The sequence below is a fragment of the Noviherbaspirillum sp. UKPF54 genome (genome assembly GCF_007874125.1).
Lineage (GTDB): Bacteria > Pseudomonadota > Gammaproteobacteria > Burkholderiales > Burkholderiaceae_D > Noviherbaspirillum.
In genome coordinates this window covers 2,155,835-2,167,715 of record NZ_CP040128.1, presented here as the reverse complement: position 1 = coordinate 2,167,715, position 11,881 = coordinate 2,155,835, and the positions used below count along the sequence as shown (strand labels likewise).

The following is an 11,881-nucleotide window of genomic DNA, read 5'->3' as shown; positions in this document are numbered from 1 at the left end:
TATATAAAATGTGTGCGTAACGTAAAATGCAAATTTTTTTCATCTCACGAACAGACATGAGAGCTATCGAGATTACACGGCCGGGGCCGCCGGATGTTTTGCGGCTTTGTGATAAGCCGATGCCAAACCTCAACCCGGGGGACGTAATGGTCAGGGTGCACGCGGCAGGTATTAACCGGCCGGACGTGCTTCAGCGCATGGGGCAATATCCGGTTCCTCCCGGTGCATCCGAATTGCCTGGGCTCGAAGTGGCGGGTGAAATCGTAGATGGCGATTTTTCCGGCAGCGACTTCAAGAAGGGGGACATGGTTTGCGCGCTGGTGCAGGGCGGTGGTTATGCCGAATATTGCGCGGCACCGGTGCGCCAATGCCTGCCTATTCCGAAAGGGCTGAGCGTTGAGGAGGCGGCGTCCTTGCCTGAAACGTTTTTTACCGTATGGAGCAACGTGTTCGACCGTGCGCGCTTGACCGGGGCTGAAACCTTGCTGGTGCAGGGAGGTACTTCCGGAATCGGTGTGACCGCGATCCAAATGGCGACTGCGCTCGGGCATCGTGTGTTTGCAACTGCTGGCACGGATGAAAAATGCAGGGTGTGCGAATCGCTTGGCGCCGTTCGCGGCATTAATTATCGCAGCGAGGACTTTGTCGAAGTCGTAAAGGCATTAACTGGCGGGAAGGGCGTTGATGTCATTCTCGACATGGTTGCAGGCACTTATCTGCCGCGTGAAATCGATTGTCTTGCTGATGACGGGCGTCTCTCGGTGATCGCGTTGCTGGGCGGAGCGAAGGCGACAGTCGATATCGGCCAAGTGTTGCGCAGACGTCTTACGATCACTGGTTCGACGTTGAGGCCTCGTCCAGTTGAATTTAAGGCGGGGATTGCAGAGCGTCTGCGTGAGCACGTCTGGCCGTTGCTTGACTGCGGAAAAATCAAACCGGTGTTATACCGCGTTTTCCCCCTTGCCGAGGTTGCGCAGGCGCATGCGCTGATGGAGTCGAGCGAACATATCGGCAAGATCGTCCTGAAGGTGAGCTAGTCCCTGCAGGGCGCATGCTGATGCAGTGTAGCGATATATTTCGTGACTCGTGGAACATGCCGAATTGAGTGCGGTCGAATCCTTCCTTTATGGTTTGACCACTCATGCTGCGCCGCGCTAGAATCAAGGGTTATTGCAAATTTGGACCCCTATGCGCCGCAAACTCATCGCCGGTAATTGGAAAATGAATGGCAGCCTTGCTGCCAATGCTGTTCTACTAAATGGGATCAAAGGCGAGCTTGGTCAGCCGGCATGTGCGGTTGCGGTTTGCGTTCCTGCTCCCTATCTTGCGCAATGCCGAGCAGAGCTTGCTGAAAGTCCAGTCGCCTGGGGGGGGCAGGATGTTTCGGTTCATGAGTCCGGTGCATACACGGGGGAGATTTCTGGCGCCATGCTGACGGATTTTGGTGCCCGCTATGTCATTGTCGGGCACTCCGAGCGTCGCACATATCATGGCGAGAGTAACGATCTGGTAGCGCAAAAAGCGAACGTCGCGCTCGGGGCCGGTTTGACGCCGATCGTGTGCGTGGGCGAGTCACTGGATGAGCGCGAATCCGGTCGGACGTCTGCCGTTGTTGGTGCGCAAATCGATGCGGTATTGGCGGTGCTTGATCCCAGCGAGCTTTCAAAGATCGTGGTTGCCTACGAACCGGTATGGGCAATTGGTACGGGCAAAACAGCGACGCCGCAGATGGCGCAGGATGTGCATGCCATGTTGCGCACTAGGCTTGCGGATAAAAGTGCCGAGGCGGCTGAGCTTATTCCGATCCTGTATGGCGGCAGCATGAAGCCGGATAACGCCAGGGAGTTGCTGGCAATGCCTGATATTGATGGCGGCCTGATCGGTGGTGCCTCGCTCAAGGCGGCAGATTTTCTCGCCATCGTTCGAGCGGCATGAAGTCGCATAATGGGCGCCCAAAGAATTAACTTTTGATTGGAAATTGTTCAATGAACGCTTTGTTCACATTTGTTGTTGTGGTTCAGGTATTGTCCGCGCTTGCGATTATTGGGCTCGTGCTGCTGCAGCATGGTAAGGGGGCGGACATGGGGGCTGCGTTTGGCTCAGGTGCTTCGGGTAGTCTGTTTGGCGCGAGCGGGTCGTCGAACTTCCTCTCTAAGTCGACCGCAGTTGCGGCGACTATCTTTTTTGTGGCGACGCTTGCGTTGGCTTTTCTCGGAAATAAACGCGCGCCCGCGGGTGGTGGTGTGATGGAAAATTTGCCGGCGCCTTCCGCGCCTGCTTCCAGCGTTCCTGCGAACAGTTCTGCCAACGCGCCGCAAGGTGCGGCGGCTCCTGTGCCTGCTGCTCCTGCTAACAATGCAGGGCAGGCGAACCAAATCCCGAAATAATATTGGCATTGCTAGCGCAAAAATTGCTTTTCATTTTGATCTTGAGCAATTGTGCGTTGAACAAATTAGTCAAAGCAGGGTAAAATAGCAGTCTTTGGCCGACGTGGTGAAATTGGTAGACACGCTATCTTGAGGGGGTAGTGGCGCAAGCTGTGCGAGTTCGAGTCTCGCCGTCGGCACCAACAATATGAGGCCAGCAAGGGTGCTCCCGAGCTGGCTTTTTATCGAGGAAATTTGGTTTTTGTAATTCCTTCAACTGACCAACGTCCGTCATTCATCGTGAACCTCGAAAATTATTTCCCCATTCTCCTTTTTGTTCTGGTTGGCATTGGTGTTGGCATTTTGCCGCAGGTGCTGGGCCGGGTCTTGGCGCCGCACAAGCCAGATGTTGAAAAGCTTTCTCCCTACGAGTGCGGCTTTGAGGCGTTTGAAGATGCGCGCATGAAGTTCGATGTGCGCTACTACCTGATCGCGATCCTGTTTATTTTGTTCGATCTGGAAACGGCCTTTTTCTTCCCGTGGGGCGTTGCAATGCGTGACCTCGGCTGGCAGGGCTTTGTGACGATGATGGTGTTCATCGCCGAATTCGTTGTGGGCTTCTGGTATATCTGGAAGCGCGGTGCTCTGGATTGGGAGTGAGTGATGTCTATTGAAGGTGTTTTGAACGAAGGCTTCATAACGACGACAGCTGACAAGCTGATCAACTGGACTCGTACCGGTTCGATGTGGCCGATGACATTCGGCTTGGCTTGCTGTGCGGTCGAGATGATGCATGCCGGTGCTTCTCGTTACGACCTTGATCGTTTTGGTGTTGTGTTTCGCCCCTCGCCGCGTCAGTCAGATGTCATGATCGTTGCTGGCACGCTGTGCAACAAGATGGCGCCGGCACTGCGCAAGGTGTATGACCAGATGGCGGAGCCGCGCTGGGTGATTTCAATGGGGACCTGCGCGAATGGTGGCGGTTATTACCACTATTCGTACTCGGTGGTGCGCGGGTGTGATCGCATCGTGCCGGTTGATGTGTACGTGCCTGGGTGTCCGCCGACTGCGGAGGCTTTGTTGTACGGCATCATGCAGTTGCAGAACAAGATCAAGCGTACCAACACGATCGCGCGTTGAGTTGGTGTACTGAGAGATATGACGACGAAAATTGAAACCCTCGAAGCAGCCCTGCACAATGCGTTGGGCAGCCAGATTCGGAGCCTGACGGTTGCGTTGGGTGAGGTGACCGTGGTGGTTGGTGCTTCTGATTATCTGTCTGCGATGCGCGTGCTGCGCGATCATGCCGATCTGCGTTTCGAAGAATTGATCGATCTGTGTGGTGTCGACTATTCCACTTACGCCGATGGTGCGTGGAATGGTCCGCGTTTTGCGGCTGTTTCCCATCTACTGTCGGTGACGCATAACTGGCGTTTGCGCGTGCGAGTGTTCGCGCCGGACGATGAGCTTCCCGTGGTGCCGTCAGTCGTGGAAATCTGGCCTTCCGCCAACTGGTACGAGCGCGAAGCATTCGACTTGTTCGGCATCCTGTTCGAAGGTCATAACGATCTGCGCCGAATTCTTACTGATTACGGTTTCATCGGACATCCATTCCGCAAGGACTTCCCGGTATCGGGCTACGTTGAAATGCGTTACGACCCCGAGCAAAAGCGCGTAATTTACCAACCCGTCACGATTGAGCCGCGTGAAATTATTCCGCGTGTGATTCGCGAAGAAAAGTACGGGATGAAATAATGGCTGAAATTAAGAATTACACCCTGAACTTCGGTCCGCAGCACCCGGCTGCGCACGGTGTGCTACGTCTGGTGTTGGAGTTGGACGGTGAGGTGATCCAGCGTGCGGATCCGCATATCGGGTTGCTGCATCGCGCGACCGAGAAGCTGGCCGAAACCAGAACCTTCCTGCAGTCCGTGCCGTACATGGATCGTCTCGACTATGTGTCGATGATGTGCAACGAGCATGGCTACGTGCTGGCAATCGAGAAGCTGCTCGGTATCGAAGTCCCGCTGCGCGCGCAGTACATCCGCGTCATGTTCGACGAGATTACGCGCCTCCTGAATCATCTGTTATGGATCGGTGCGCACGGTCTGGACGTCGGCGCGATGGCGGTCTTCCTGTACGCGTTCCGCGAGCGTGAAGATCTGATGGACATGTACGAAGCGGTGTCGGGGGCGCGCCTGCATGCGGCTTATTACCGTCCGGGTGGCGTCTATCGTGACCTGCCGGATACCATGCCTCAGTACAAAGCATCAGCCATCCGCAATGAGAAGGCGATCCGTCAGCTCAACGAGAATCGTCAGGGCTCGTTGCTTGATTTTATCGAGGATTTCACCAATCGCTTCCCGGGATATGTCGACGAATATGAAACGCTGTTGACGGATAACCGTATCTGGAAGCAGCGCCTGGTTGGAGTGGGTGTCGTCTCTCCGGAGCGCGCCAAGGCAATGGGCTTTACCGGCCCGATGCTGCGCGGTTCCGGCATCGAGTGGGACCTGCGCAAGAAGCAGCCGTATGAAGTCTACGACTTGCTCGATTTCGATATCCCGGTCGGTGTCAACGGCGATTGCTATGACCGTTATCTGTGCCGTGTCGAAGAGATGCGCCAGTCGAACCGCATCATCAAGCAATGCGTGGAATGGCTTCGCAATAATCCCGGCCCTGTCATCACGGACAACCACAAGGTTGCGCCGCCTGCCCGCGTGAACATGAAGTCCAACATGGAAGAGTTGATCCACCACTTCAAGCTCTTCTCGGAAGGCTTCCATGTGCCGGAAGGCGAGGCTTATGTTGGTATCGAGCATCCGAAGGGCGAGTTCGGCATCTATCTGATTTCGGATGGGGCTAACAAGCCATATCGCATGAAGATCCGCGCGCCTGGCTTCGCGCACCTGCAAGGCTTGGACGAAATGGCGAAGGGGCACATGATCGCCGACGCAGTAACGATCATCGGCACGCAAGACATCGTGTTCGGTGAGATTGACCGATAACCCGCGCGAAACATCGCGCACGAATGGCTGACAATATGCTGTTAAGTCAAGAAGCGTACAAAAAAATTGATCGCGAACTCGCGAAATTCCCCGCCGATCAAAGGCAGTCCGCAGTCATGGCGGCGCTCGCCATCGCTCAGAGCGAGAAGGGCTGGCTATCTCCGGAAGTGATGCAGGACGTCGCCGACTATATCGGCATGCCTGCCATCGCGGTGCAGGAAGTCGCCACTTTCTACAACATGTTCGATACCAAGCCGGTAGGCAAGCACAAGATTTCTGTGTGCACCAACCTGCCGTGCGTATTGTCGGGAGGAGAGCGCGCAGCCCACTATCTGAAGCAGAAGCTCGGGGTCGATTACAAGGAAACGACGGCGGATGGCCAGTTCACTCTGATTGAAGGCGAATGCATGGGGGCTTGTGGCGACGCACCGGTCATGTTGGTGAACAACAAGCGTATGTGCAGCCACATGTCGAACGAAAAGATCGACGCGCTGGTGGAGGAGCTGAAGAAATGACCTGCCTGCACGATCGTCATATCAATCCGCTGATTCTGGCTGGCCTCGATGGAAACAACTGGCATCTGGGCGACTATGTCAAGCGCGGCGGCTATGAGGCATTGAAGCGCATTCTGGCCGAAAAAATCACGCCGGAGCAGGTGATCGCCGAATTGAAGACGTCGTCGCTGCGCGGACGCGGCGGCGCGGGTTTCCCGACCGGCTTGAAGTGGAGCTTCATGCCGCGCCAGTTCCCTGGCCAGAAATACCTCGTCTGCAATACGGACGAAGGCGAGCCGGGCACGTTCAAGGACCGCGACATCATTCGCTATAACCCGCACGCGCTGATCGAAGGCATGGCCATCGGCGCGTACGCGATGGGAATCACGCAAGGGTACAACTATATCCACGGCGAGATCTGGGCGGAGTACGAGCGCTTCGAGCAGGCGCTGGAAGAAGCGCGTGCTGCAGGATTCCTTGGCAATAACATCATGGGTAGTGATTTCAGCTTCCAGTTGCATGCGTTCCATGGTTATGGCGCATACATCTGCGGCGAAGAAACCGCGCTGCTCGAATCCTTGGAAGGCAAGAAGGGGCAGCCGCGCTTCAAACCGCCGTTCCCGGCGAGCTTCGGCCTGTATGGCAAGCCGACCACGATCAACAATACCGAAACCTTTGCTGCCGTGCCTTTCATCATGCGCATGGGCGGTGAGGCATATGCAGCGCTGGGCAAGCCGAATAACGGCGGCACCAAGATTTTCTCGATCTCCGGCGATGTCGTGCGTCCGGGTAACTATGAAATGCCTCTCGGTACCCCGTTCGCGAAACTGCTGGAGCTCGCTGGAGGCATGCGTGACGGTAAGAAGATCAAGGCCGTGATTCCCGGCGGCTCGTCCGCGCCAGTAATTCGCGGCGACGTCATGATGAACACCGACATGGATTACGACTCGATCGCGAAAGCGGGATCGATGCTTGGTTCCGGCGCGGTCATCGTGATGGATGAGACTCGCTGCATGGTCAAGTCGCTGCTGCGTCTGTCATATTTTTACTTCGAGGAATCATGTGGTCAATGCACGCCGTGCCGTGAAGGTACCGGTTGGATGTACCGCATGGTGAACCGGATCGAGCACGGGCAGGGCCGTGCGGACGATCTCGATATGTTGAATTCGATCGCCGACAACATCCAGGGACGCACGATTTGTGCATTGGGCGACGCTGCTGCAATGCCGGTACGTGCCTTCGTGAAAAATTTCCGCGAAGAGTTCGAATACCACATCGAGCACAAGCGCTGCATCGTACCCGCGTACGTTTAATCGACATCGTGCGTGTTATGCACGCCGAAGGCGAGATTCATTTGGCGCGCATGTCGCGCCCTACAAATACTGAGGCAAAACAGAGCCATGGTTGAAATCGAAATTGACGGCAAAAAAGTAGAGGTGCAGGAAGGCAGCATGGTGATGGATGCTGCCAACAAGCTTGGCACCTACATCCCGCATTTTTGCTATCACAAGAAGTTGTCCATCGCGGCCAACTGCCGCATGTGCCTGGTCGAAGTCGAGAAGGCCCCGAAGCCGCTGCCCGCGTGCGCGACTCCCGTCACTAACGGCATGATCGTTAAAACCGGCAGCGACAAGGCGATCAAGGCGCAGAAGAGCGTGATGGAGTTTTTGCTGATTAACCATCCGCTCGATTGCCCGATCTGCGATCAGGGTGGTGAATGCCAATTGCAGGATCTGGCGGTCGGCTATGGCCCGTCCGCTTCACGCTATGAAGAAGAGAAACGCGTGGTCGTCCCCAAGGACGTCGGCCCTCTCATCTCCACGAAGGAGATGACGCGCTGCATTCACTGCACACGCTGCGTGCGTTTCGGCCAGGAGATCGCCGGTGTCATGGAACTCGGCATGCTCAATCGTGGCGAGCACTCCGAAATCACGACTTTCGTCAACAAGACGGTCGATTCCGAATTGTCGGGGAACATGATCGACCTGTGCCCGGTCGGCGCGCTGACTTCCAAGCCGTTTCGCTATAGCGCCCGTACCTGGGAGTTGTCGCGGCGTCGTTCGGTAAGCCCGCACGACGGTCTGGGAGCCAACCTGATTGTCCAGGTAAAAGCAGGCAAGGTGATGCGCGTGCTGCCGTTGGAAAACGAAGCCGTCAACGAATGCTGGCTGTCCGACAAGGACCGTTTTGCTTATGAAGGTCTCGGCAGCCCGGATCGTCTGACCGTTCCGATGATCAAACAGGATGGCAAGTGGCTGGAAACCGATTGGCAAACCGCGTTGGAATATGTCGCGCATGGCCTGAAAAATATTAACCACGAGCATGGTGCCGATGCAATCGCCGCGTTGGCAGCGCCGTACTCGACGCTGGAAGAGTTGTCGCTGCTGCAAAAAGTGGTGCGCGGTCTGGGATCGGACAATATCGACTTCCGCTTGCGCCAGTCCGATTTTGCACTGGACGGCAAGATTACACCGTGGCTCGGCATGTCGATCGAAGAATTCGGCCAGCTCGACCGCGCATTCGTAATCGGCTCATTCTTGCGCAAGGACCACCCGCTGCTTACCGCACGTCTGCGTCATGCGACCAAGCGCGGTGCGAAAGTTAGCGTACTGCACGCGACCGACGACGATCTGCTGTTGCCGCTGGCAGCCAGGATGATCAAGGCCCCATCCGAGTGGCTGTCGGGATTGATCGAAGTCGTTGTCGCCGTAGCACAGGCTAAAGGTATTGCCGCGCCGGCAGGTTACGAGGGTATCGAAGCGGGCGAGGTGGCAAAAGGCGTCGCTACAACGCTGCTGTCTGGCGAACGCAAGGCAGTCATGCTGGGCAACGCCGCGGCGCAGCATCCGCAGGCATCCCAGCTGCACGCCGCCGCACAATGGATTGCTCAAGCTACGGGTTCCCAGCTGGGCTATCTGACCGAGGCTGCCAACACAGTCGGTGGCTATATCGCCAACGCCCTTCCTGGCAAGGGATTCAACGCATTGCAGGCGTTCGCTCAACCGCGTAAGGCTTATGTCCTGCTGCACGCGGAACCGGAGCTCGATTGCTACGATCCGCAGGTAGCGCGTGCCGCACTGGATCAGGCCGACATGGTTGTGGCGCTGTCTCCGTACAAGCATGCCACCGAGTACGCCGATGTGCTTCTGCCGATTGCGCCGTTCTCCGAGACTGCCGGTACTTTCGTCAACTGCGAGGGACGTGCACAGGGATTCAATGGCACCGTCAAGCCGCTGGGTGAAACGCGCCCCGCCTGGAAAGTGTTGCGCGTGCTCGGCAATCTGCTGGAACTCGGCGGATTCGATTATGAGACCTCGGAAGAGATTCGCGCAGAGCTTCTGGGAACCAAGAATGCCGAGGATGCCGATCTGTCCTCACGTCTCAACAATACCGCGAATATCCAGCCGCAGGCCGCCAAGTCTGCCGCGGAAGCCAAGCTGGAGCGTATCGCCGACGTACCGATCTATTTTACCGATGCGATCGTACGCCGTGCGCCATCGCTGCAGCTGACTCACGATGCTCAGGCGCCGAAAGCAACCTTGTCGGCCATGCTGGCGCAAAAGCTCGGTGTCGCCGACGGCGATCAGGTCAAAGTGACGCAAGGGCAGGGAAGTGCTGTTCTGACAGCATCGATTGACGCCAAGTTGCCGGAAAACGTCGTGCGCGTATCTGCCGCCCATGCATCGACTGCCGGTCTGGGGGCAATGTTTGGCGAAATTAGTGTGGAGAAGGCGTAATGGACCAGATGTTCATGACCATCAACGAGAGTGGGCAAAGCCTGTTTGGCGGCGCGTGGCCGCTAATCTGGACGCTGGCCAAGATCGTTGTCCTCGTGTTGCCGCTGATGGGCGCCGTAGCATACCTGACGCTGTGGGAACGCAAGATGATCGGCTGGATGCATATCCGTCTCGGCCCGAACCGCGTCGGTCCTGCCGGCCTGCTGCAGCCGATTGCCGATGCGCTGAAGCTGCTGCTCAAGGAAATCGTCGTGCCGGCACGCGCCAACAAAGCATTGTTCGTGATCGCCCCGGTCATGACCATCGGCCCGGCGCTCGCGGCTTGGTCGGTGATCCCTTTTGGACCGGAAACTGTGATCGCCAATATCAACGCCGGCTTGCTGTTCGTGATGGCGATCGCGTCGATGGAAGTCTACGGCGTGATCATCGCCGGCTGGGCGTCCAACTCGAAGTATGCCTTCCTTGGCGCGATGCGCGCTTCGGCACAGATGGTGTCCTATGAGATTGCGATGGGCTTTGCGCTGGTGATCGTGCTGATGGTGTCCGGCAGCCTGAACTTCATCGATATCGTGGGCGCGCAGAACAAGGGCTTCTTCGCAGACAAGGGGCTGACATTCCTGTCGTGGAACTGGCTGCCGCTGCTCCCGATTTTCGTGATCTACGTCGTGTCCGGCATTGCTGAAACCAACCGCCATCCATTCGACGTGGTGGAGGGCGAGTCCGAGATCGTCGCGGGCCACATGGTGGAGTACTCCGGCATGTCGTTTGCCATGTTCTTCCTCGCCGAATACGCGAACATGATCCTGATTTCCGCGCTGGCATCGCTGATGTTCCTGGGAGGTTGGGCTTCGCCGGTATCGTTCCTGAACTGGATTCCGGGCTGGATCTGGCTGGGCATCAAGACCTTCTTCGTGGTATCCCTGTTCATCTGGGCACGTGCGTCGTTCCCGCGCTACCGCTATGACCAGATTATGCGCCTGGGCTGGAAGGTGTTCATCCCGCTGACGCTCGCCTACCTGGTGATCGTCGCCGCCTGGATGCAGACCCCCTGGAATATTTGGAAGTAAAGAAACTAGGCTGAATACAACGGAAGCCAAAAATGGAAGCAATCAAGGATTTTTTCAGCAGCCTCATGCTGCGGGAACTGCTCAAGGGCCTGGCCCTGACAGGGCGCTACATGTTTGCCCGCAAGATCACCGTGCAATTCCCGGAAGAGAAAACGCCGCTGTCGCCGCGCTTTCGCGGCCTGCACGCGCTGCGACGCTATCCCAACGGGGAAGAGCGCTGCATCGCCTGTAAGCTCTGCGAGGCAGTCTGCCCGGCAATGGCGATCACGATCGAATCGGCTGAGCGCGAGGATGGCACCCGCCGGACCACGCGTTACGACATCGATCTGACCAAGTGTATTTTCTGCGGATTCTGCGAAGAATCTTGCCCGGTCGACTCGATCGTCGAAACCAACATCTTCGAATATCACGGCGAAAAACGCGGCGATCTCTACTTCACCAAGGAGATGCTGCTGGCGGTCGGCGATCGCTACGAAAAGGATATCGCCGCCAATCGCGCAGCTGATGCTGCATATCGTTGATCGATAGTTCGATTTGACCCGGTTCAGCTGACTTTTATTGGCCCATTATGGAATTTAAAACTGCATTGTTCTACGCGTTTTCGGCGATTCTGGTTTTCGCCGCATCGCGCGTCATCACCGATCGCAATCCGGTGCACGCTGCCCTGTTTCTAGTGCTGTCGTTCTTCTCGGCCGCTGCCGTCTGGCTCCTGTTGAAGGCCGAATTCCTCGCGATTGTCCTGGTGCTGGTATATGTCGGCGCGGTCATGGTGTTGTTCCTGTTCGTGGTGATGATGCTTGACATCGACATGACGAAACTGAGGGTGGGATTCTGGAACTACTTCCCGCTCGCGGCCACGATTGGCGTCGTCATCGTGCTGGAAATGGCCGCCGTACTGCTGCATGGTTTCTGGTCTTACGATATACAGGTGCCGGCCGCAGCTGCAAACATCGGCAATACCAAGGAACTCGGTAAGCTGATCTATACGCAATACATTTATGCGTTTGAAATCGCAGCCGTCGTGTTGCTGGTCGCAATTGTAGCTGCTGTTGCGCTCACGCTGCGCCGTCGCAAGGACAGCAAGTATTTCGACCCGGCTGCTGCCGTCAAGGTCAAGCGTAACGACCGCTTGCGTATTGTCAGCATGAAGGCGGAGTCTGTACGCGTGAACGGCAACGTGCAGCCTGTGGCCGCGGAAAAACAATAAGG

General features: G+C 56.8%; 13 protein-coding genes and 1 tRNA gene. All 14 read left to right on the top strand.

What is annotated here, in order from left to right:
* The first annotated feature begins 56 nt into the window (after positions 1–56).
* The 14 genes from FAY22_RS10020 (at position 57) to FAY22_RS09955 (ending at position 11,879) form a co-directional block, all read left to right on the top strand.
* On the top strand, positions 57–1,037 hold the full coding sequence (locus FAY22_RS10020; RefSeq protein ID WP_146330065.1) for an NAD(P)H-quinone oxidoreductase: 981 nt from the start codon (positions 57–59) through the stop codon (positions 1,035–1,037).
* Between the two features lie 151 nt (positions 1,038–1,188).
* Positions 1,189–1,935 carry a triose-phosphate isomerase gene (gene tpiA, locus FAY22_RS10015; RefSeq protein WP_146330064.1) on the top strand — a complete coding sequence of 249 codons (747 nt, stop codon included), beginning with the start codon at positions 1,189–1,191 and terminating at the stop codon, positions 1,933–1,935.
* Positions 1,936–1,985: 50 nt separating this feature from the next.
* Positions 1,986–2,387 carry a preprotein translocase subunit SecG gene (gene secG, locus FAY22_RS10010; RefSeq protein WP_146330063.1) on the top strand — a complete coding sequence of 134 codons (402 nt, stop codon included), beginning with the start codon at positions 1,986–1,988 and terminating at the stop codon, positions 2,385–2,387.
* 97 nt (positions 2,388–2,484) lie between these two features.
* Positions 2,485–2,569 (top strand) — tRNA-Leu (locus tag FAY22_RS10005).
* A 97-nt stretch (positions 2,570–2,666) separates the two neighbouring features.
* A complete protein-coding gene (locus FAY22_RS10000; protein ID WP_146330062.1) occupies positions 2,667–3,026 on the top strand; it encodes an NADH-quinone oxidoreductase subunit A in 360 nt (119 codons plus the stop codon).
* A gap of 3 nt (positions 3,027–3,029) precedes the next feature.
* Entirely contained in the window at positions 3,030–3,506 is a 477-nt protein-coding gene (locus FAY22_RS09995) for an NADH-quinone oxidoreductase subunit B family protein (RefSeq protein WP_146330061.1), read from the top strand.
* A gap of 18 nt (positions 3,507–3,524) precedes the next feature.
* Entirely contained in the window at positions 3,525–4,121 is a 597-nt protein-coding gene (locus FAY22_RS09990; protein ID WP_146330060.1) for an NADH-quinone oxidoreductase subunit C, read from the top strand.
* Positions 4,121–5,374, top strand: coding sequence for an NADH-quinone oxidoreductase subunit D (locus tag FAY22_RS09985; protein WP_146330059.1), 1,254 nt, complete (start codon positions 4,121–4,123; stop codon positions 5,372–5,374). Before FAY22_RS09990 ends, FAY22_RS09985 begins: the two co-directional genes overlap by 1 nt.
* A gap of 23 nt (positions 5,375–5,397) precedes the next feature.
* Positions 5,398–5,889, top strand: coding sequence for an NADH-quinone oxidoreductase subunit NuoE (nuoE, locus tag FAY22_RS09980; RefSeq protein ID WP_168204816.1), 492 nt, complete (start codon positions 5,398–5,400; stop codon positions 5,887–5,889).
* Entirely contained in the window at positions 5,886–7,181 is a 1,296-nt protein-coding gene (gene nuoF / locus FAY22_RS09975; protein ID WP_146330058.1) for an NADH-quinone oxidoreductase subunit NuoF, read from the top strand. The genes nuoE and nuoF overlap by 4 nt, the downstream gene beginning before the upstream one ends.
* A gap of 87 nt (positions 7,182–7,268) precedes the next feature.
* The gene (gene nuoG, locus FAY22_RS09970) at positions 7,269–9,605 is read left to right on the top strand and encodes an NADH-quinone oxidoreductase subunit NuoG (protein ID WP_146330057.1); all 2,337 of its coding nucleotides are present in this window, start codon (positions 7,269–7,271) and stop codon (positions 9,603–9,605) included.
* Positions 9,605–10,672 (top strand): NADH-quinone oxidoreductase subunit NuoH, encoded by a 1,068-nt coding sequence (gene nuoH, locus FAY22_RS09965; RefSeq protein WP_146330056.1) that lies wholly within the window; start codon positions 9,605–9,607, stop codon positions 10,670–10,672. Before nuoG ends, nuoH begins: the two co-directional genes overlap by 1 nt.
* A 32-nt stretch (positions 10,673–10,704) precedes the next feature.
* On the top strand, positions 10,705–11,193 hold the full coding sequence (gene nuoI / locus FAY22_RS09960) for an NADH-quinone oxidoreductase subunit NuoI (RefSeq protein WP_146330055.1): 489 nt from the start codon (positions 10,705–10,707) through the stop codon (positions 11,191–11,193).
* Positions 11,194–11,240: 47 nt separating this feature from the next.
* Positions 11,241–11,879: an NADH-quinone oxidoreductase subunit J gene (locus FAY22_RS09955; protein ID WP_146330054.1), complete on the top strand. Its 639-nt coding sequence runs from the start codon at positions 11,241–11,243 to the stop codon at positions 11,877–11,879.
* Positions 11,880–11,881: the final 2 nt, after the last annotated feature.